We start from the raw sequence: 21,489 nt of genomic DNA, 5'->3' as shown, positions 1-21,489 counted from the left end.
GCGCTCGAAATTAGATTGCGATCGACTTCTAACTGCATTATAGAGTTCGAGCGAAATCTAAGCTGGAATGGAGATGGCGATGAAAACGAGCAGACTTGTGGCCTTGGCAGGTATCCTGATCGCGGCGTCCGGGGCGGTCGCACTAGCAACTTTTGTCATTCCCGCTCACCAAGCCTCCGCGGCGCGCGACCCGAGGCAGGAACTACCGATCGTCAGCCTGGTGACGGCCGCGCGGGTGAGCGGATCCGAACGCGGGTTCACGGGGACCATAGGGGCGAGGGTCCAGAGCAATCTCGGCTTTCGCGTCGCCGGTAAGATCGTGGAACGGCTCGTGAATGTCGGTGAGCAGGTCAAAGCCGGACAGCCGCTGATGCGGATCGACGAAACCGACCTTCGCCTTGCGCTCACCGCGAAGCGCAACGCCGTTGCCGCAGCGCGTGCATCTCTCGTTCAGGCCGACGCGGATGAGCAGCGATACGCCAAGCTGGTGAGCGACGGATGGGCTTCTCGACAGCGCTACGAGCAGGCGAAGGCGGCTTCGGACACGGCGAAGGCGCAAGTCGCCTCCGCCGTAGCCGACGCATTGGTCGCCGAGAACCAAGCCACCTATTCCGTCCTGCTTGCGGACGCGGACGGAACGGTCGTCGAAACGCTCGGCGAGCCGGGACAGGTCGTCTCTGCCGGACAGACCGTCGTTCGACTTGCTCAGGCGGGGCCCCGCGAAGCAGTCGTCGCGCTTCCCGAAACGATCCGGCCTGCGATCGGCTCCGTGGCCGAGGCCAGCGTGTATGGGGCGGCCGATGGGCGGCGCTATACGGCGCATCTGCGGCAGTTGTCGGATTCCGCCGATGTCCAGACCCGTACCTACGAGGCCCGCTATGTGCTCGACGGAGAGGCCGCGGCGGCACCTCTTGGCGCGACGGTCACCATTCGGCTTGCAAGCCAAGAGACTCTGCCGGAGGTCCAGGTGCCGCTGGGAGCCGTGCTCGATGACGGCAGAATGACAGGCGTCTGGGTGTTCGACAGCGGCACCTCGGCCGTACACTTTCAGCCCATCAAGCTTGTGCGTGTGACCAGCGAAACGGCCGTTATCTCCGGCCTGAGCTCGGCTGATCGGGTTGTTTCGCTGGGCGCTCACCTGCTGCAGGAGGGCGCACGCGTCAGGACTGCCGCTGAAAGCAGGAGCAACTGATGAGCTTCAATCTTTCCGCGGTCGCCGTTCGCGAACGGGCCGTCACCCTGTTCTTCATCGTGCTGCTGGCGGCCGCGGGCGCCTACGCTTTCCTCAAGCTCGGGCGGGCGGAGGACCCCTCGTTCACGATCAAGACCCTGACGGTGACGACGGTATGGCCGGGCGCGACTGCGCGCGAGATGCAGGACCAGGTCGCGGAACCGTTGGAGAAGCGGATTCAGGAACTAACCTGGTACGACCGGGTGGAGACCACCACACGGCCGGGTTATGCGTACATGACGGTGACGCTGAAGGACAGCACGCCGCCTTCGAGCGTGCAGGAGGAATTCTACCAGGCCCGCAAGAAGCTCGGCGATGAAGCGCGCAAGCTGCCGTCCGGCGTGCTCGGCCCCTTCGTCAACGACGAATATTCGGACGTGAGCTTCGCGCTTTATGCCCTCAAGGCCAAGGGCATGCCGATGCGCGAACTCGCCAGGCAGGCCGAGACCATTCGCCAGGACCTGCTGCACGTGCCGGGCGTCAAGAAGATCAACATCCTCGGTGAACGTCCCGAACAGATATTCGTCGAGTTTTCCTACGCCAAACTGACAACCCTCGGCGTGTCGGCACAGGATATCGTTGCCGCCTTGCAGCGGCAGAACACCGTCACACCGGCAGGCTCGATCGACACCAAGGGGCCGCAGGTCTTTATCCGGGTCGATGGCGCTTATGATAGCGTCCAGGCGATCGCTGACACGCCGATCGTCGCTGCGGGACGGACGCTGAAACTCTCCGACATCGCCGAAGTCCGCCGCGGTTACGAGGATCCTCCCACCTACCTCATCCGACACCAGGGTGAGCCCACGATCATGCTCGCGGCCGTGATGCAGGAGGGCTGGAATGGCCTCGCGCTCGGCGAGGCACTGGAGGAGAGGTCCGCAGCGATCTCCCGGACGCTGCCACTCGGGATGTCTCTGGTCAAGGTCAGCGACCAGGCCGTCAACATCACCTCGGCGGTTGACGAGTTCATGATGAAGTTCGCAATGGCGCTCGGCGTGGTGCTGCTGGTGAGCCTGCTCAGCCTCGGCTGGCGCGTCGGCATCGTCGTGGCGGCCGCCGTTCCTTTGACGCTTGCCGTCGTGTTCCTCATCATGCTGGAGACCGGCCGCTTCTTCGACCGCATCACACTCGGCGCCCTCATCCTGGCGCTTGGTCTTCTCGTGGACGACGCCATCATCGCCATCGAGGTGATGGTGGTGAAAATGGAAGAGGGCATGGACCGCATCAAGGCGGCGGCCTATGCGTGGAGCCATACTGCGGCGCCGATGCTGTCCGGTACACTCGTGACGATCGCCGGCTTCCTGCCGGTCGGCTTTGCGCGCTCGACGGCCGGCGAATACGCCGGCAACATCTTCTGGGTCGTGGGGTTTGCCCTCATCGTCTCCTGGATCGTCGCGGTCGTCTTCACGCCCTATCTGGGCGTCAAGATGCTGCCCGCCATCAAACCGATCGAAGGCGGTCACCACGCGATTTACGGTACGCCAAACTATCGGCGCCTGCGCACGCTCATCACCTTTGCAGTGCGCCACAAGTTCGTAACCAGTGGCATCGTCGCCGTCGCTTTCGCGCTGTCGGTCGTCGGCATGGGCGGCGTCAAACAGCAGTTCTTCCCGACCTCTGACCGCCCCGAAGTGCTAGTGGAGGTTCGTCTGCCGGAAGGCACCAGCATCGAGACGACCACCGCCGCAGCCGAGAAGCTCGAGCGGTGGCTGCACGATCAGCCCGAGGCCAAGATCGTCACGAGCTATGTCGGTCAGGGCGCGCCGCGCTTCTTCTTCGCGATGGCGCCGGAACTGCCCGATCCGGCCTTCGCCAAGATCGTCGTGCTGACGCCGGACGCGGAGGCGCGCGAAGATCTGAAGCTCCGGCTTCGGCAGGCGGTGTCACAGGGGCTTGCACCTGAAGCCAATGTGCGCGTCACGCAGCTCGTGTTCGGACCCTACACGCCGTTCCCGGTCGAGTTTCGGATCATGGGGCCTGATCCGGCGCAATTGTACGCCATCTCTGAAAAAGCGCTCGGTATCATGCGTGGCGTTCCCGATGTGCGCCAGGCGAACCGCGATTGGGGTGATCGCACACCCGTGCTCCGCTTCATCCCGGATCAGGATCGACTGAACCTCATCGGCCTTTCGCCAGCGGAGGTGGGCCGGCAACTCCAGTTCCTCCTTACCGGCATCGCCGTTACGCAGGTCCGCGAGGACATTCGCAATGTCCCCATCGTGGCACGCAGTGCCGGCAGAGAACGGCTGGATCCGACGCGTCTGGCGGATTTCTCATTGATGAGCAGGGACGGCCGCCCGGTTCCGCTCGACCAGGTCGGTCATTCGGAAGTCCGACTGGAAGAGCCCATCATGAAGCGCCGCGATCGCACCCCCGTCGTCACGATCAGGTCGGACATCAATGAGGCGACCCAGCCTCCGGAGGTCTCGAAGGAGATCAAGACGGCTCTTCAGCCGCTGATCGCGTCCCTGCCGGCTGGCTATCGGATCGAATTGGGCGGATCGATCGAGGAGGCAACGAAGGCCAACGACGCATTGGCGACGATCTTTCCCGCCATGATCGCCGCCATGCTGATCGTCATTATGCTGCAGGTCCGATCGTTCTCGACGATGGCCATGGTCGTGCTGACGGGACCGCTTGGCCTCGTCGGCGTCGTGCCGATTTTGCTGACCTTTCACCAGCCCTTCGGGTTCAACGCCATTCTGGGGCTGATAGGACTGGCCGGCATCTTGATGCGCAACACTCTGATCCTGACCGAACAGATCAAGGAGAACCTTGCTGCCGGCCTCGATGACTATCACGCCGTCATCGAAGCCACGGTGCAACGCACGAGGCCCGTGATCCTGACCGCACTTGCCGCCGTGCTGGCCTTCATCCCCCTCACGCACTCCGTCTTCTGGGGATCGATGGCCTATACCTTGATCGGCGGCACGGCGGTCGGCACCGTGCTGATTCTGCTCTTTCTCCCTGCCCTCTATGCCGCATGGTTCCGGATCAAGCCGACTGCGGATGAGACCCATGAGGATTCGACGGAGGAACCGGAATTGCGAACAGCAATGGCTGCCGAGTAGGGCTGTTGAATCCATGAATCGTCCGGTCCGAACGGGAACTGATCCCGACGAGACGCGCGCGCGCATCCTGGAGGTGGCGGAGGAGCACTTTCGCCGCATCGGTTACCAAAAGACGTCGGTGACGGACATCGCCTCCGAACTCGGCATGAGCCCGGCGAACGTCTACCGTTTCTTTCCCTCCAGGGACTCGATCAACGAGTCCATCTGCGGGCGTGTTATGAACGAGGTTGCTGACATGGCCTTTGCGATCGCCCGCACCAATGCGCCGGCCATGGAAAAACTCGAGCGGCTCCTGACCGCTGTTCACCACCACGCCAAGATGATGCTGGTCGAGGCAAGGCCCATACATGAATTAATCGTTGCCGCCACACAGGAGAACTGGCCGATCATCCAGACGCATATCGAGCGGATGGTGACGATCTTCGAGGCGATCATACGCGAGGGCGTCGAGGCGGGCGAGTTCGACGTCGAAGATGCCGCGGAAGCCGCGCGAGCGGTCAGATCGGCGTTCATGCCATTCTTCCATCCGATTCTGATTGAGCACTGCGTTCAGCACGGCGAAGACACCGAAGCAGGCCTGCGCGACCAGATCCGCTTTATTCAGAAAGCGCTCGGCGCGAAGGGCGCTCGCAAATTGCTCTCCTAGCCTTGGGTGAGAAATATCCCGCGCCTAGTCGTTGAAGGCGATCCCTTTTGTCGCTTCGCCGGGCGGACCGGGTTCTGCGATGCCGGCACAATTGCTCTGCGGCTTTCGTCCAGTCAGCGCGTCGCGGAAGAAGGCCAGCGCATCCGGGAAGGCCGCGTGCAAGCCGCCATTGTGCGTGGCGCCGGGATAGGTCTTCCAAATGACGGCGTTCCCAACCGCACATAGGGCTGCGACCTCCGCATACTGGCGTGTCGGCACCAGCGTCGAATCGGCAAGGCCGGTGCCGAGGAGCACCGGCACATTGAACTTCTTGGCTCGCATGTCCGTGATGGGAGTCAGCCGCGCCATGATCTGGGCGATCGGCTCGACATAGATGTTGTCTTCGGTAACGCCTTCCCGGCGCGCGACTTCGCGCATCTCCGGTGTGCAGCTCTCACGCCCGGCCTTCAGGATCAGCTTGCCCTTCTCGGAGATGAGTTCGTCAGCCGTTGGTACGCCATCAGGCAGAGAACCGCCGAGCAGCATCAGCGTAGTATAGATCGGCGAACTGATCGTGGTCGGCTGTGGCGGCTTGTAGGGACCGTCCCGGAAGGTCGAGACAAGCCCCGTGGCCACGGTCGCAAGCAGCGGTACATCGGCTGCGTAGCTTGCCGCAATCATGGTTGCGCCGATCGCAGCACCCGAGCCTTGCGACTGACCGGTGATGAAGACCTTTCGCGCGAGTTTGTCCCCATACGCGGACAGTGCTGCTTTCACGCTGTCGAGTACGGAGCGGCCTTCCGCCTCCCAGATCAGGTAAGGATGCGGGCCTGGTCCGCCGAGCCCTTGATAGTCCGTGGCCACGACCGCGAAGCCGCTTTCGAGCCAGCGCTGGATGTAAGTGGCATCACGCGGCTTGTGCCCGGTCCAAGACGGCGCGCAGGCATCGGATACGCCGAGCGTGCCATGTGCCCAGGCGACCAGGGGCCATCCCCCCGGCGGCGGCTCGCCCTTGGGCAGATAAACTGTCCCGCTCACCGGAACGATGCCGGCATGCCAGCGCCAATCGGTGGACGTGTAGAGAATCCGCTGGGCGAGACCTGCACTCGTGATTTCGGGCTGCGCCCGCATCGGCTCCTGGCGCAGCATTGCACCGGGCTGCTCCGGCTGCGTTTGGGACCAGCGATAGAAGGGAGACAGGTCGAGGTCGCCCGCCTTCGCTCCCACTGGCAGCAAGGACTCCGTGTGTCCCGTCGAGATACCAGGACCCATCAAGACGACGAGCGCCAGCAGCGAGATTGACAGTAGATTTCCGCGCATAAGCTTCTCCGTCGCTTGTAACGTTCGACCTTAGACGGCCCGATTGCTCTTCCAATCCGAGCTTCACCTCGATTGTGAAGGGCCCTGTGTGGCCGTCAATTTCCTTTTTGATATTGATCGATGCCGAAATTAAAAAGATTTCGGATCACTGCGACATCTCGATCTTGCGTGCTGCGGGATCAGTAGCGTCTCCCTGGCTTGTGTTTGACGCCCCAGGCAAGCGGGGGTGCGTTCGCGCGGCCTCGCGTGCTGCGGAATTCTCGTCGTTATCCACAACCGCGGATCGCCGGACCTGGTGGAATTTCGACCGGCTTCCCAGAGCCATGTCAGACAGCGGTAGTAGTCTTCGGCGATGCGGCCCTGATACTGCTCGCGTTGTACTGCGCGGGCGATCGGATCTTCCTCATGATACATGTCCCACAACGCCCGGGGTTCGAGCTGAACTCGTGATGTCCGTAGGACGCGATCGTGCTCGAACAGCTGAAAATGCCAGCACCACGTCGCCATTTGCGGTCTTGAGCAGGTTTGCGAGATGGACGGCGCCTTCGATTGCCATGCCAGCTCATTGAGCGAGCGACTGGAGCATTGCGTGGGCAGAATCGCCCAGCAAGGTCACGCGGCCCTTTGACCATCGCTTGATGGGGTTCCGGTCGGCGACCGTTTCGAGCAGCAATTTGAGATGGTTGCAGGTCAGGATTTGAACCCGGTTGGTAGATGAAAACCCCATTCTTTGGCCGTAGTTCAAATGGTGGGTTTTGGCCTCGGAAGATCGAAGATGCTTTGTCTTTCAATGGGGATTGACTGACACTCTCTCCGCCATTTGAAGATTTTGTACGCCCGACCACGATTTTGTGCGATCTCGTACGCTCGATCGTCCCGCCACTGGTGTACGGCGAAAGCTGAGGTTGGAGCAGCGAAGCGCTGGCAGAGGTGCGGCCAGCCTGGACTCCACGAGGGCCGGACACCTCTACTAGGCGCACGCGCTAGTGCGCTCGGCATTTGCTCAATGGTCACGCGCAGCTCCGCCTGTTGCACCATCCCGAGGATGCCGGTTCTCGATGGATCGACCCTTATTGGCTCGATTCCAGTTTAGCAGCAAAGCTTCGGCCGTCGACGGTGGTCAGCCGGATCGTGGCATCCTGCGAAGCAGGGGGAAGCTCGGATTCCAGCGGCAGCCGGATCACGGCCTTGGCCCCCATGCGCGCGACAAGCCCATGCGGTCCTGGAACGATCTGGTTGTAGGCATACTTGTTCTCGATGTGGTCCGGCGGCAGGGCGGCGAGAGCTGCCGCGTCCCACTGCGCCAGAACCTTGCCCGAGCCATCCTCCAGCGCAGCTGCCACGATGTATGCCGGCGCTTCGGGCGTGCCGGCATCAAGATAAGCGCGGACGTCTACCGCGTTCCCGTCGATGTGGGCTCCGTCCAGGCTGAAATGCGTTACGGACGGGCTCACCGGGCCTGCGTGGAAAGGCGTCAGCACGGCTCCCCGATAATGGCTGTAAAGCCCCACGATGAAGTCGGTGGCGATCAGGAACAGGGCGAGAGCCAGCCTGTGGAATCCGCGTTCCGAGAGCGGCAGCGGCAGGCTTCCGCCGATCCACCTAAACCATCCGCGTTCGGCAAGTTGCGGACGGCGCCTGAGCAGCAGATTGTCGAGCGAATAGACGCCGCTGCGGTTGAGCATGAGAGCGCAAGACATCGCTATGTTGCAAGCCGCCATCGTCCACCCCTCGAGGCAGATGGCTCCTACCCAACCGAACATCACCATCAACAGGACCGAGAAGCCCGGCGCGCCGACAGCGGCGATGCGCGTCATGAAACCGGCAATAAGCATGATGCCGACAAGCAGCTCACCGACACTGAACACGATGATCGCCGGATAGAGAATATTGAAATGGGTTAGCACGAAGGAGATGACGTGATCGGTGCCGAAAAGTGCGCCGGGCATCGCGTCGTGCAGCTTGTTGGCCATCCACTCGTGGCCGCTGGGGTCGAGCTTCTCGGGGGCATAAATGAAACGGCGTGATCCCCCACCCCAGTAGATGAAGCCCTCGACGACCCGCACCGTCAGCAGGCCGAGAGTGGCTCCCCGCCAGTTGGCCTCGTCCAAAGCACCGATGGGAACGCCGTGGCGCGTCGGGCGTTCCGTCACCGCCGCCATGCTTGCGCTGGTCGTCATCGCGCTTCTCCCCATGCGATCTTCTCGCTCACATCCTAATGGATAATCTGCCTTCCTTCATGTCAGCGTGGACCGCGGTCGCGGGCACCTGCCGCCTCAGTGGCGCTTGCCCGAAGGGTCTGGAGCGACTTCCTTGCGATATTCACCCGGCGACAAGCCGTATCGGCGCTTGAACGCCTTTCCGAAGGCCGAGAGATCGGAATATCCGCAATCGAATGCGATCAGGCCGACCGGCCGCCTGGCGTGTGTTTCGATGAGTGTGTGCGCGCGAGTGAGCCGGATGTCCCGCAACAGGGCTCCGACATGCGTGGACCGATCGGCGAATAATCGGTAGAGATGCGCTCTTGAACATCCTATCGCTGCCGCTATCTTGGCTGCAGTCAGTTCGTGGTGCGAAGCATGTGCTTCGATATAGCGTCTTGCTGCCGCGAAGAAATATTCGCCGAGTTCATTCTGCTCGTGGACGCTCCGCGCAACAGACGACAGCACGGCAACCGCCAGCGAGGTCGTTGCGTGCATCGCCGCCGCGGCCTCCGTCGCGTCCAGGCCGGTGCAATACCGTGACATGGTCTCGAACTGGGCAAGCAGAATCGGTGTCAGGCCGTTCTTGGGTAACTCGACAACGGCCCCGTCAAGCAGCGTGGAACTGCGACCGAGCAAGCTCATGACGAGCGGGCGGGGAAGAGCGACCAGGGCGAGTTCGTATCTGGTGGAGGACACCACGAGGCGGCGGTCGCAGTCGAACAGGATCAACCCGGTGTTGCTGTCCAGATCTGTCGTGCGCCCGTCATGGCTGGCGCTGAAGGAGCCTGAGCGAACGTGTCCCACAAGCACAAGGCCGCTTTTGCGCCTGCCAAAGCTGCAAACGATCGGATCGCCCCTGACATGGAAGAACGCGACACCATCGCGATCCCTGCAGCATAACAATTCGCCGCAGAAATCGCTCCCGCCGCTTGTCTCCGGACGGGAGATGTCACAGCAAACAAGCAGGTCACGCCAATAATCCAGCCGATCGGCGACCGGTACCGAAGATGTGGTGAGCCTGGCGAGCGATGTGGGACGACGGCTACCGATCGCCGTGAATCGTAGCTCATCGCTCCCTGCGCCCGACTGCATTCCAACCGCTCAACTTCCAAATTCTGGATGCTGCGGGCGACGTTTGACCGCAGCACGAGCTTGGATGGCTAGCAAAGCGCGAGAACCCGCGCTGTGCCCAACGTCTCAATTGCGGGTTCCACGCATATTTTTTTGTTGTTCGAAGCGGCACGCCGCGAATCGAACAACAAGTTGGCAACGACCATCGCGCATTCGGTTTCGTAGTTTGCCCAAACAGGCGACGATCTTGAGCCCGTTCTGCAAGATGCCGGCAGTAACGCAAGCGCAAGGCTGCACCCTCACGTTACCGGCGCCACTACCTGTGTCAGCGACGTGCGAATCTGTGCAGCGCACCGACCAAGGCATTTGAGCGGGCACCCTCCCTTAACCATGCTTGCGATTTCCCGCGCAGCTCTCCCGGCGTCAGTCCGAACTTGCGGCGGAACGCCCGCACAAAAGTGGAGTCGCTGCTGAAATGAAGATCGATCGCGAGGTCGAGTAACCGCGTTTTCTGTCCGTCGGGTTGAGCCAATCGCCTCATGGCGAGATTTAACCGTTGATCCTGGACGTAACCCGCAAGGCCTCCTTCCGGCTTGAACATCCGATAAAGGCTGGCGCGCGAAATGCCGAAGCGATCATAAAGGTCTTCGACAGCCAGCGGCTTACTCTCGAGATGGGTTTCGATATAGCGCTTGATCATCGCGAGGAATAGCCGGCGGTCCGTCCGTTCGACATCACCCTCAGTATCCGCAACGCTTCCTACCGCGTCAGCGATAAGATCGCCGATTGCGTCAATCAAAAAGGCGGGATCACCTTCTTCGTTCTCAGCCCATCTCCAAATGTCGGCATACTGACGAGCCAGAGGCGACATTGTGCGCCGATCGTTTCGATAGAGCAACCCCGTCGCGGAATCCGGGTGGGCAAGGCGCTGCGACAATACCGATCGAGGTACGACCAAAGCCCGCACGCGGCAGCGACGATTGGTACCCTCGACCAGAATGGTCCGGCTCGATTGCGCCATATCGACCAGGAAAATGTCGCCAGGCCGCAACGTCAATTCGAGGCGGCTCGAGCTGAAAACCATTTCTCCTTCGGTACATTCGGCGATTTGATAGACGTTCACGCTACCGAGGGCGACATGCGCAGCCGTGCGCTCGTACCGCACCCCGGTTGTAGCGGAGTCGCTCAGCAACGCGCCCCCGGCTGCCATCGGCAGCCAGATCGATCGCGCAGATATCTCGAAATCGCCTTCGGAGGTGAGCGGGATGATCTCGGAAATGCCCCTCGTTCGCGCGCGCAATTGCTCCAACACGTCCGCACCGCGCCCTTGAAGCATCGACCGCATTTCATCGAACCCGAATTCAACCTGTGCCTGTAGCTTCCGGTAAATGCGCTTGCAAGCGGTCTTTGAGTGAGCGGGATCACAATGCGAAGAGCAGTTGGAAACTCGAATCCTGACGCGAGAGGCCGCTCTCGGTTGCCGTTGTATCGTGACCGCAACAGAAAGGACGCCGCGCAGATTGCCACCGGAATGGGGACTAACGCAGCAGTCAGCAATGACTTAACGAAAACATCTCTAGTTGTTGCCATTTTTTGGCGAAATTCAAGTACTGAGCTTTCCGGTTCCTAAACCATCGTCAACGATTGCAAGCCGAACTGCGGAGCGGAGACGAAATGCCCAAATTTCGGAGACGGATGAACTAACGGGTGCCCGTCATGCCGTGAAAGTCTCCCGACCATGACCCGCGTCGGGAGAGAAGACATGCTTGGATTGAGTGGTTATGACCTCGTCTATGCCGTCAGCCAGAGAACGATAAACAATCAGCTGGAGTTGCTGTCGGCTCTCTCCGTTCTGCCGACCTCGTGGACGGCTGCCGATCCAGAAGGGTTCTGGGCTATCGACCTTAAAGTTGGGGCGCCGGCCGTCAACGCGGTAACCGGCAATGCCGGTGCAAGAGCGCTCAACGTCACCTTTCCCTTCACCGGGGGGACGATGACCTATTCGAGCCTCGGGCGCGATGGGAGCGGCAAGCCCTCGGTCGTCAAGAATACGATCCCGATGGCAGGGTGGGGGCTCAGGGTCTCGGTCAATATGAGTCTTGCCGAGATCGCCCAGGCGGACATCGCGGCACACAAGCTCATTCCCGACGCCGTGAAGCGGCAGCTGACTGCTTTCACGGTCGACATGTACGACATCAGGCACCTGTTCCTCGACTTCGAGGACGCGGATCTGATCCTCGATAGCTACGAGTTCGTTCCGGCCGCGGGGGTAAAGATTGCCGATCTCGTCTCGCCGAATGTGATCACGCAGCTCCGGGCGGTCGTACAAGGTGTGATCGAGACCCTGCGCGGATCAAACAACCCGTTCATCCTTGGATACACGGCGACAAACAAGAAAGTGCCGGCGGTGGACGCGATGTTCATACCGACCGGATCCAGCTATTCCATCTATGCGGACGGCTCGGATCCTGGCCGGAGCAGTCTTAACTTCCTGTCGGAAACGAAAGGTCGTCCGGTTCCAACCGATGCCAAGTCGGGTCTCTTCGACGCCAATTGGCTCAACTCGGATCAGGTCCAAGGCGCCTATGTGATTGCCCAGCGCCTTGTGATGGGGCTCCTGGTACCGCCTGTGGCGAAGCTCTTCGGGTTTCAGGCGCAGGATTTCAAACAGTCCGGCAATAGTGTCACCGCATCGGGGCCGGACCAATCCGGCAGATTCACCACCGTCACCTTTGAGCCGATCGCAGGTGAGCCGAGATATTCCTGCCAGATCCGCGTGGCATGGCGGGTCGATGCCGACGACATGGCCGGTAGCAATGTCGGATATGCCGACGTCCAGATGTTCTGGAACGCCGATTTCGCTTTTGACTTTGACCCCGCAAACAACCTGACCCTCAACGTCCGGAACAGCACGACAAGCCACCAGATTCAGGAGCATCCCAACGCACTTGGGGAATTTGAGGGTGTACTCGCCATTATCGCTGATGCGGCGTTGTCGGCGATTTCAGACAACTCCGTAAACGGCATTTTTGAGCAGATGGCTAATCAGGCCTGGCCCAAAATCATTTCGGCGCCGCTCGAAGCCAGCGGGATGAACCTGAAGTCACGCATCGTTCTCGCGGCCGGTTCCGAATTCATCTTCAAGGACATCGCCACGACGGAACAAGGCCATCTCAAGATGACGACAACGATCCGAAACTGAGCCCGGCTGGCAACACGCGCCTGAGGCGATCCCGAAAACCTTCAATACTCCAATCTCTGCAGGAGAGACCGATGATCAACGTCAGCCTCCGTTCAGAAATCATGAAAGACTACATACCGGGAAGCGAGATTTCCGGTGACCGGGACATTGCCGCGGCGATGCAGAAGGACGGCACGCTCCTGCTGTTTTCTGTCGGTGTTAACGAGCACGTCTACATGCTCGCCAAGGCGCCGGGATCAAGCACGGGGTGGGAACGAACCGACCTCAGTGCGGATCTGCCGGCGGGGGTCCGCACGCTGCATCTGTGCGCGGCGCAGGCGGTTGACGGTTCGCCGATCCTGGCGATCGCGACCGCACCGCAATCGGGCGACCAGCGGACAGTCTATGTCGCTACGGACTTCACGCCCACGCCGAGGCCGAAGCGCTGGAGTCCGCGAGGCTCGCGCAGCGGCGTCGAGATCACCGCAATGACAACCGGCTCCACTGCCGACGGCCGGCCGGTCGTGGCGGTGGCGGCCGTCGACGGGCAACGACGGATGTCGACCTTCTTCCTCCATCCCGACCCGAAGGGAGGGGACACCATTTGGAAGGAGGTCCCTTTGCCGCTCAACGGCAGCGGTGTTGTGGATATGGCGATCGGCCACAACTCCAAGCTCGAGGCCGGCATACCGGGGCTCGAGGGCCTGATCTACACGCTGCTTCGCATTGACGATGCCACGACGCGCGTGATCGTGACGTCTTTCCCCGATTTCAGCATCTACAATCATGCCGTGCCGGTCACCATCAGTCCGACCGCCCTTGCAGCCATCGGCCTGCCCTCGGGCGATACACAATTGTTTCTCGGCACCGACAGCCTCTACGGGCTCAGCCCGGACCAGCAGATGACGCAGGATGCTGCGGACGTGTCGGAGGCGTCCACCAGGATCGTGTCCATGGGACCGGATGCCTCGGCGCTTGCGATGGCGGCCGGACGCCATCCCGACGGCCGACTGGAAGTCTGGTGGTTGAACGACAACGGCGTCCTGTCCTTTGTCGAGGAAAAGCCTGCCGGCGGCTGGAGGCATCCGATCGCACTGCAAAAGCAGATCGGGGAAATGACGGCATGGCGCAATCCGGTGAGTGGCGAGATCGATCTGTTCACCGTCGATGAGGACCATTCCCTGACTCACCTCGCGCAGGACAAGACGACGACGCTATGGTCGGCGCGATCGATCCTGTTGCCGGTCGATGCGCACGATCTGAACAAGACCGTGGAGTGCGATGCCTATACCACCCAAATCGTGCTGAGCGATGCCGATGGCGTCCCGCTTGCCAATCAGACCGTCGAGATATCCGCTTCATCGCTATGCCTCGTCTCCATCGACGGGTCGCACTTCTTCGTCGACCAGTCCGGCCAAGCCGCCACGGTCGAGACAAACGCTCTCGGCATGCTCAGCGTCGCGACGGTGGCCGAGGGGCTCGCGACCCCCAGGATCCGGATCGCCGGCGATTTCATGAAGGAGGCGATCGACTTCGACCCCAAGGCGGTGGTGGCAAACCGGCTGAAATCCATCAGTGCCGACGATTTGAAGGCGGCAACCATCACGCGGGACAAAAAGAAGATACCGCTGATTCCCGCGCATCAATCGGGCAAGCTTGGCGACGCAGCCAAGTCCCTGCAGCAACTCGTCAAGGTTCAAACCCGCCTGTCGCAGCCCGGCAAAGCCGATGACGTCACTGTCGACGTCGGCGATGCTGGCCCGGAGTCATATGACATCAAGCCACTCACCAGCGCCGTGGCGACCCCTCTCGACGTTTCGCATCTGCAAGACGGGAATGTTCTGACGCTTCGGACAGCCGCCGCCGCGCCGGCCCGCCTCGGCGCTCCGGAGGGTATTTTCGACACGATTGATCACGCTTTCGGCGATGCATGGCAAGCCGTGACAAACGGCCTGTTCGAAGTCGAGATGATCGTGATCGAGAAGGTCGATGACGGACTGCGGATCGTCATCCACGGGTTGAAGAGCGCGTACTCGGCCGTGGTGAAATTCGCGGAGCAGGTCTGGAGCGTGATCGAATGGGTGTTTCACGAGATCGGCGCCCTGATCGATGAACTGATCCTGTGGCTGAGCTTCCTGTTCGACTGGGACGACATCCTCAACACCCATGAGGTGATGCGGACAATGACGCAGCTCAGTCTCAAGCAGATGGAGGTTTCCGCCTCCACGGCTGCCAAGGAGGTCGCCACCGCGCTGGATGTCCTTAAAGCGAAAGTCGTTGGCCAGAAACTCAATCTGCCGGCGGGCGGCGTGTCTCATATGACCATCGTGGCCGTGGCCAAGGCCGGCAATGGTGGAGATATCACACGGGATCCGAAAACGAGCTGGATCATCGGCAAGCTGAACCGGCACACGCTCGGCCGGGCGAGCGCAAGTTATTCCGACCTGCCGCCGGACTCGATCGCGGGTTTGCTCAAGGCCGTCGGCGAAGACGATATCAAGGCCATCCAGGCGGCGTTCGAGGACGTCGCCAGCGATATTGTCAAAAACATCAGGAATTTCAATCTGGAAGAAATCTTCCAGCGCATGGTCGCCGCTTTCACGGGCGCGGTAATCGAGACGGCGAAGAACATTGTCGTCGCCATCTGCGACGTCACCGCGATCGCGGTCAAGGCGGTCTCTGCCATCCTAAACGCCCATATCGATATTCCGGTCATCACCTGGATTTACGAGAATATCGTCGCGCCGGGGAGCAAGTTGACGATCCTGGATGCGAGTTGCCTGATCGCGGCGATTCCCGCGACGGTGGCCTGCAAGCTTTCGCCGCTCCAAAGAGCCCCGTTTTCTAGCGCACAGGCGGACGCACTCTCCCAGGCCGGGTCACTGGATGCCTTCGAGGCGACCCTCCGGGTTCAGTTCGAGTCTGCTCCCCATGCTTCGTTTGGTCTACAGGCGCAAGTATCCAGCCCTGACTCTCTGCCGTGGCAAGCCACAACAAGCTTGTCGTATGTCGCAGCAGCAGGTCGGCTTTTAACGGGCGTGTTGACTGGCATTTCGCCGTTTGCGGGGGGCTTCAGCAAATTCGTGAAACTTTTCTTAGCCGGCCTGAAACTGTTTACCTGTGCCATCTCCTTTGTGACCACCCTGACCGCTCTTGCAAAAAATGAAATCGTCAGCGTCATAGAGCGTCTGGTGCTCGTGGATATTATGTGTCTGGCTTTTCTTTCTCTGCAGTCAGCTCTTGCTTCAGCCGAGCAGCAGGATGGACTAAGTGTTGTGGCATCTGTGCTTGGAGAGATTGGTATCGTGGCGGTTTCGGTCAACTTCATCATCGCGACCGTCCTTGAAAAGGACGTGGGTGAAACGGACCGTGGACTCAAGTTTGGGATGATGTTCTCAAGTTTTTTCGCCACTCGTGTGGCGCCACTGCCTTCCTTCAAGGAGAATTCGCCGATGCTACAGGCATATTTTTACATCGCAAAGACGGTGCAAGTCTTTCTCTTGTTGTCTTCCGCTGCCCTCAATCTAACGCGATCGCTTCTCTCAACAAAAGCCAAGGTTCCGTATGTCGATATATGAGGTTAGGCTGTCCGTGTTACGGATAGGTCCAGCCTCTAACGGAGCCTCTTATGAAAATTCAGAATTGTCGCGTGCAACCGAAGCATGCGCCGGGTTTTCGGTCTCACATCAAATCGGCCGTGGCCGCGTTTGCCCTCGCATTGCTCGCGCTCTCTCCCGCCTTGGCCGATGAGAGGGAAGGTAATGGTGGCCTCAAGATCGACATCCCAGCGAACATCAAGGAAGCGAAGATCGTCCTGAATATCAGCCATCCCGCCTTTGAGGGCGATGAGCCGGCCGCGCTCTCTTTTCTGCGCGTCATGACCGCCCGCTTCCAAAAGGACGGCGTCAAGGCCCATATCGTCGCGGTCTTCCACGGTGCCTCCGGCTATATGGTTCTCAACGACGCCGTCTATGGTCGCGTGCGAAATTGGCCGGACGGCAATCCCTACAAGAAGCAAATCGCCGAACTTCAGGGCCTCGGCGTGCAATTCGAGGAATGCGGAAAGACCATGACGGATAATCACTGGGTGAACGGCAACATGCTGCCAGGCGTGAAGATCAACGCCGGGGCGAACTTTCGTGTCGTCGAACTGGTTCAGCAGGGTTACGTGCAGTTGCAGCCCTAGCGTGAGCTCAAGAGCACCCTCGCGACTGCGTCCGCGCAGTATCCGCGTTGCCTATGGCCCTCGCTCGACAAAGCATCCAAAGCGTGGACTTGGTCTCCGAGAGGCGCTTCGGTAGAGCTAGATTTCTCAACTTGCCGCTGCTTGCTCTGAACTTGCTCAAATAGGCCCATGATGGACTGGACCGACTAAGCGAAAAAACGAAAGTACAATCAGCACTTAAGCAGGGTCGTCAGGTGTCATGCTGTACCAAATGCTGTACTGATCGATTTTGATAAGGCACAGGCGAGCAATTTCGCGTTCTCGCGTTTTTTCGGCCGCCGCGGCGTATTCTAGCGCGCACTGCGATCGACTCCAGATCCAGCAGGAAAACGTATCGATGAGAATTGTCGTCATCATCTTCGCCGTTTTGGGGTGGTTCGGCGCCGCTGAGGCCCAGGAGCGCGCCATCACAGTCGCCTCTACGACGTCGACAGAGCAGTCGGGTCTCTTCGGCTACCTGCTGCCGCAGTTCTCTAAAGCGCAGGGTATCAATGTGAAGGTTGTCGCCGTAGGCACCGGCCAGGCACTCGACATGGGCCGGCGGGGCGACGCGGACGTCGTCTTCGTCCATGACCGGCCTGCCGAGGACAAGTTCATGGCCGACGGGCAGGGCGTGAAGCGCTTCGACGTCATGTACAACGACTTCGTCATCGTCGGACCGAAGAGCGATCCCGCGCATATCGGCGGCGACAAGGACGTGGTCGACGCTCTGCGCAAGATCGCGGCGGCGAAGGCGCCGTTCATCTCGCGGGGCGATCATTCTGGCACGCATGAAGCCGAACTTCGGCTGTGGAAGGAAGCCGGCATCGACGTCGGGGCTGCGAAAGGCGGCTGGTATCGCGAGATCGGCCAGGGCATGGGGTCGGCGCTCAACATGGCATCGTCGTCGAACGCCTACCTGCTGTCAGACCGCGGCACCTGGCTGTCGTTCAAGAACCGAGGCGATCTGGCCATCCTGACCGAAGGCGACAAGCGGCTGTTCAACCAGTACGGCGTCATGCTGGTGAATCCGGCGAAACATCCGAATGTGAGGGCGCGGGACGGGCAGGCGTTCATCGACTGGCTCATCTCGCCGAAGGGGCAGGAGACCATCGCTGGCTATCAGGTCGGCGGTGAGCGGTTATTTTTCCCCAACGCGTCCCACCAGCAGGAAGGCGACGGTAGAGACCGCTAAGCTGAGCGCCAGCAGGATCAGTCCGAGCCCAAGCGCCAGCGGCAGGTCTCCCTTGCTGGTTTCCAGCGCGATCGCCGTCGTCATCGTCCGCGTGAATCCGCGGATGTTGCCGCCGACGATGATGATGGCGCCGACCTCCGCGATGGCCCGCCCGAAGGCGGCGAGAAAGGCGGTCAGCAGTGATGCCCGGCCCAGAGCGAACAGCAGCGCGATGCTGCGCACGGCCGACAGACCGTCGGTGCGCGCGAGATCGCCGTACTCCGCCCAGAGCAGCGTGGATGGCCGGTGCACCAGCGCGACCACGATCGGGGCGGCGAGCATCGTCTGCGCTATCACCATGGCGGTTGGCGTGAACAGCAGTCCCGCCGACCCGAGGGGCCCCGACCGCGAAAGCAAGAGGTAGAGCACGAGACCCACCACGACCGGCGGGAGGCCGAGAAGCGCGTTGGTCAGCACGATGATCACCTGACGTCCGCGGAAACGGGTGATGGCAAGCCAGACTCCGATGGGTGCGCCGATCAACAACGCGACGATGCTCGCCGTCAGGGTGACGCGCAGCGACAGAGCGACGATGCCGAGAAGCTCGGGGTCGGCTTCGCCAATCAGCGATAAGGCGGCGCCGACGGATCGCGCGAAGTCATTCATCCGCCTTTGCGCTTCAGCGTCTGGCAGAACTCCTTCACGTCGGTGAAAACGGTGACTCCGGCGAATTTCAGCGACTCAATCGAGCGTTGGGCCCCCTCGGCATGGCCGCTGCCGCAGGCGTCCTCTACGATGACGGGAACGATGCCGAGGTCGGCGGCGTGCCTGGCGGTCGGCTCGATGCCGATTTCCATCGCGACACCGACGAGCGCCATCGATGTGATACCGCAGTCGCGCGACGCGATCGACAGGGGTGTGCCCTCCAGGGCGGGCATGGTGAGCTTGTCGAAGATCGCCTCGCTCTGGCGCGGAGCCAGTTCCGGCGTGATCTCGAAGCCCGGCGAGTCCCGTAGGAACCAGGGATTGACCTTCTCCGGATCGTCGGTGCGCTGCCAAGCCATCGTCATGCGGTGGCAGAACGCGCCCATCAACTCCTTCGGCAGCGACATGTGCCGCATGAAGAAAGTCCGGACGCGGGCTGCGCGGGCAGCGTCAAGCACGCGAGAGACCTTGGCTACGATCGCCTCCGGGTTCTTTATCTGCTTCAGGATCCCGATCTGCATGTCGTAGACGACCAGTGCCATCCGGTTCGGATCGCAGATTTCTTCGAGGGTTTGCGGGATGTCGAGGCCTTGGGCGCGCTTCATAAACTGGTACCTGCGAGGAATGAGGGTGGCGGAGAAGGAGCGGCCCGGTCGCGTTCTGTAAGTACGCGCCGGGCCTGACCGACCGCGGGGTCAGTGCTCCGCGCGGCCAACTCCTGACAGCATACCCACGGATTGGAAACCCATTGACAGGCACTCTTCATTTCAATAATCGTTGAAATATGGAAAAGATAGCTGCGGTGGCGGCGCTTTCCGCCCTCGCCCAGGATAATCGCCTCGACGTGTTTCGTCTGCTGGTCCAGGCCGGCCCCGACGGCATGACTGCCGGCGCGATCGCGGAAGCGCTGGATCTGCCGCCCAACACGCTGACGTTCCACTTCGACCGGCTCCGGATGGCTGGTCTCGCCACGGTCCGGCGCGCCGGGCGCTCGATGATCTATGCTGCGCAGTTCGAGACGATGAACGCGTTGCTCGGCTTCATGACCGAATATTGCTGTGGCGGCGCGTCATGCCTCCCGGCCGCGGCGTGCAAACCCGCGCGGAAGCGCGCCAACGTGCCAGCCTGAAAGGACACGCCATGAAGCGCTTGCACGTCCACGTCTCCGTCGAGGATATCCCGCAGTCCATCGGCTTCTATTCGGCGTTGTTCGCCGCCGAACCAACGGTCGTGAAATCCGACTACGCGAAGTGGATGCTCGAGGATCCACGCGTCAACTTCGCGATCTCGACGCGGGGGCGCAAGCCCGGCCTCGACCATCTAGGCATCCAGGTCGAGGGCACAGAAGAACTGCAGAAAGTCTACGTCCGCCTGCGCCAGGCGGGCGGCAACGTCATCGAGCAGGGCCAGACGACTTGCTGCTACGCCAAATCCGAAAAATCCTGGATCGACGATTCCGCCGGTATCGCCTGGGAAACGTTCCACACGACCGGTGAGAGCACCGTCTACGGCGACGGCTTCGGCGAGAACCAGGCGCGGGTCGCCCGTGAGAAGCAGTCCGCCTGCTGCGCGCCCGAGGCGACGCCGAAACAATCTTCGGCCTGCTGCTGAGGTCGAGGGCCTGCGCGATGGACGCGATCATCTACCACAATCCGGTCTGCGGCACGTCGCGCAACACGCTCGCCATGATCCGGGGCGCCGGCATCGAGCCGCACGTGATCGAGTACCTGAAGACGTCACCGTCGCGGGCGCTGCTGCTGCAGCTTTGTCGTGCGGATGGGAATCTCCGTTCGCGACCCGCTTCGCGAAAATGGCACCCCTTACCAGGAACTCGGGCTGGGCGATGAAGCCCTGACCGACGACCAGCTTCTCGACGCGATGATGGCGCATCCAATCCTGATCAACAGGCCGATCGTGGTAACGCCGCAAGGCGTGAAACTCTGCCGCCCCTCCGAACTGGTCCCAGACCTGCTGCCGGCGCAGCACGGCGAGTTCGTCAAGGAAGACGGCGAGCGCGTTCCCCTCGATCGCAGCGCCTGATGCCGAACCTCGCTCAACGCGCCTTCGCCGAGTAGTTCGGGACGGCCCTTCTTCTTGCTGCCGTCGTAGGCTCCGAAATCATGGCGCAGAGGCTCGCCGGCGGGAATGTAGCGCTGGCGCTCCGCGCAACACGATCCCCACTGGTGCCATCCTCGTCGTGTTGATCCTGATGTTCGGTCCAGTGTCCGGAGGCCATTTCAATCCGGCGGTCACGGTGGCGTTTGTCTTTCGCGGCGGAGTGACCTGGACGGAGGCGGCGATCTATGTCGTGGCACAATTCGCCGGCGCGGTCGTTGGCGTTTGGATCGCGCATCTGATGTTTGAGCTTCCATCTGGCAGTCTTCTCTCACGGAGCGCGCCGGGACGACCGGGCAGTGGATCGCCGAGACGGTGGCGACATTCGGTCTGCTGTCGACAATCTTCGGGGTCGCTGCTCGCACGCCGACCGCCGTTCCTTACGCTGTCGGCCTCTACATCACGTCGGCCTACTGGTTCACGGCGTCGACGTCGTTCGCCAATCCCGCCGTGACCATCGCCCGGTCGCTGTCCAATACGTTAGCCGGCATCGCTCCGCACGCAATGGCGGCGTTCGTCGCGGCTCAGCTTGCCGGGGCGGCTCTCGCGATCCCGCTCGCGCGCTGGCTGTGGCCGCGGCAGGCCTAG

Annotated in this window: 15 protein-coding genes and 2 pseudogenes; 11 read left to right on the top strand and 6 right to left on the bottom strand. The window is 61.4% G+C overall.

Annotation, left to right across the window (positions count from 1 at the left end; all coding sequences use genetic code 11):
• Positions 1–79: 79 nt before the first annotated feature.
• Genes ACP2YO_RS36165 through ACP2YO_RS36155 form a run of 3 tightly spaced genes read left to right on the top strand, consistent with a single transcriptional unit; the run spans position 80 to position 4,948 of the window.
• Entirely contained in the window at positions 80–1,192 is a 1,113-nt protein-coding gene (locus ACP2YO_RS36165) for an efflux RND transporter periplasmic adaptor subunit (protein WP_426443397.1), read from the top strand.
• Positions 1,192–4,302: an efflux RND transporter permease subunit gene (locus ACP2YO_RS36160; RefSeq protein ID WP_426435854.1), complete on the top strand. Its 3,111-nt coding sequence runs from the start codon at positions 1,192–1,194 to the stop codon at positions 4,300–4,302. The genes ACP2YO_RS36165 and ACP2YO_RS36160 overlap by 1 nt, the downstream gene beginning before the upstream one ends.
• A 13-nt stretch (positions 4,303–4,315) precedes the next feature.
• The gene (locus ACP2YO_RS36155) at positions 4,316–4,948 is read left to right on the top strand and encodes a TetR/AcrR family transcriptional regulator (protein WP_426435853.1); all 633 of its coding nucleotides are present in this window, start codon (positions 4,316–4,318) and stop codon (positions 4,946–4,948) included.
• Positions 4,949–4,972: 24 nt separating this feature from the next.
• On the opposite strand, the gene ACP2YO_RS36150 is transcribed toward ACP2YO_RS36155, so the two are convergent.
• The 4 genes from ACP2YO_RS36150 to ACP2YO_RS36135 form a co-directional block, all read right to left on the bottom strand.
• Positions 4,973–6,247, bottom strand: coding sequence for a lipase family protein (locus tag ACP2YO_RS36150; RefSeq protein ID WP_426435852.1), 1,275 nt, complete (start codon positions 6,245–6,247; stop codon positions 4,973–4,975).
• A 1,070-nt stretch (positions 6,248–7,317) separates the two neighbouring features.
• The gene (locus ACP2YO_RS36145) at positions 7,318–8,427 is read right to left on the bottom strand and encodes a TQO small subunit DoxD (protein ID WP_426435851.1); all 1,110 of its coding nucleotides are present in this window, start codon (positions 8,425–8,427) and stop codon (positions 7,318–7,320) included.
• A 96-nt stretch (positions 8,428–8,523) separates the two neighbouring features.
• On the bottom strand, positions 8,524–9,180 hold the full coding sequence (locus ACP2YO_RS36140; protein WP_426435850.1) for a helix-turn-helix transcriptional regulator: 657 nt from the start codon (positions 9,178–9,180) through the stop codon (positions 8,524–8,526).
• Between the two features lie 667 nt (positions 9,181–9,847).
• Positions 9,848–10,867 (bottom strand): helix-turn-helix transcriptional regulator, encoded by a 1,020-nt coding sequence (locus ACP2YO_RS36135; protein ID WP_426435849.1) that lies wholly within the window; start codon positions 10,865–10,867, stop codon positions 9,848–9,850.
• Between the two features lie 417 nt (positions 10,868–11,284).
• On the opposite strand from ACP2YO_RS36135, the gene ACP2YO_RS36130 reads away from it, so the two are divergent.
• The 4 genes from ACP2YO_RS36130 (at position 11,285) to ACP2YO_RS36115 (ending at position 18,102) form a co-directional block, all read left to right on the top strand.
• A complete protein-coding gene (locus ACP2YO_RS36130; protein ID WP_426435848.1) occupies positions 11,285–12,724 on the top strand; it encodes a hypothetical protein in 1,440 nt (479 codons plus the stop codon).
• Positions 12,725–12,795: 71 nt separating this feature from the next.
• Positions 12,796–16,281: a hypothetical protein gene (locus ACP2YO_RS36125; RefSeq protein ID WP_426435847.1), complete on the top strand. Its 3,486-nt coding sequence runs from the start codon at positions 12,796–12,798 to the stop codon at positions 16,279–16,281.
• Between the two features lie 140 nt (positions 16,282–16,421).
• A complete protein-coding gene (locus tag ACP2YO_RS36120) occupies positions 16,422–16,889 on the top strand; it encodes a DsrE family protein (RefSeq protein WP_426435846.1) in 468 nt (155 codons plus the stop codon).
• A gap of 376 nt (positions 16,890–17,265) precedes the next feature.
• The gene (locus ACP2YO_RS36115; protein ID WP_426435845.1) at positions 17,266–18,102 is read left to right on the top strand and encodes an extracellular solute-binding protein; all 837 of its coding nucleotides are present in this window, start codon (positions 17,266–17,268) and stop codon (positions 18,100–18,102) included.
• On the opposite strand, the gene ACP2YO_RS36110 is transcribed toward ACP2YO_RS36115, so the two are convergent.
• Together ACP2YO_RS36110 and ACP2YO_RS36105 are read right to left on the bottom strand one after the other, a co-directional pair.
• Positions 18,049–18,747 carry an ABC transporter permease gene (locus ACP2YO_RS36110; RefSeq protein WP_426435844.1) on the bottom strand — a complete coding sequence of 233 codons (699 nt, stop codon included), beginning with the start codon at positions 18,745–18,747 and terminating at the stop codon, positions 18,049–18,051. The two genes, ACP2YO_RS36115 and ACP2YO_RS36110, sit on opposite strands and share 54 nt — an antisense overlap.
• On the bottom strand, positions 18,744–19,391 hold the full coding sequence (locus ACP2YO_RS36105) for a cysteine hydrolase (protein WP_426435843.1): 648 nt from the start codon (positions 19,389–19,391) through the stop codon (positions 18,744–18,746). Before ACP2YO_RS36105 ends, ACP2YO_RS36110 begins: the two co-directional genes overlap by 4 nt.
• A 197-nt stretch (positions 19,392–19,588) precedes the next feature.
• Here ACP2YO_RS36105 and ACP2YO_RS36100 point away from each other — a divergent pair, with 197 nt between their 5' ends.
• The 4 genes and pseudogenes from ACP2YO_RS36100 to ACP2YO_RS36085 all read left to right on the top strand — a co-directional run bounded on the left by ACP2YO_RS36100 (position 19,589) and on the right by ACP2YO_RS36085 (position 21,489).
• Positions 19,589–19,915, top strand: a complete 327-nt coding sequence (locus ACP2YO_RS36100) for an ArsR/SmtB family transcription factor (protein WP_426435842.1) — start codon at positions 19,589–19,591, stop codon at positions 19,913–19,915.
• An 11-nt stretch (positions 19,916–19,926) separates the two neighbouring features.
• Positions 19,927–20,397, top strand: coding sequence for an ArsI/CadI family heavy metal resistance metalloenzyme (locus ACP2YO_RS36095; RefSeq protein WP_426435841.1), 471 nt, complete (start codon positions 19,927–19,929; stop codon positions 20,395–20,397).
• Between the two features lie 17 nt (positions 20,398–20,414).
• Positions 20,415–20,826 (top strand): annotated as a pseudogene (gene arsC, locus ACP2YO_RS36090) (arsenate reductase (glutaredoxin)).
• Positions 20,826–21,489 (top strand): annotated as a pseudogene (locus ACP2YO_RS36085) (aquaporin). The pseudogenes arsC and ACP2YO_RS36085 overlap by 1 nt, the downstream one beginning before the upstream one ends.

This window comes from Bradyrhizobium genosp. P, from assembly GCF_049949265.1.
Taxonomy (GTDB): domain Bacteria; phylum Pseudomonadota; class Alphaproteobacteria; order Rhizobiales; family Xanthobacteraceae; genus Bradyrhizobium.
The sequence above is the reverse complement of the archived record's forward strand: the minus strand, read 5'-3'. Positions and strand labels throughout refer to the sequence as shown.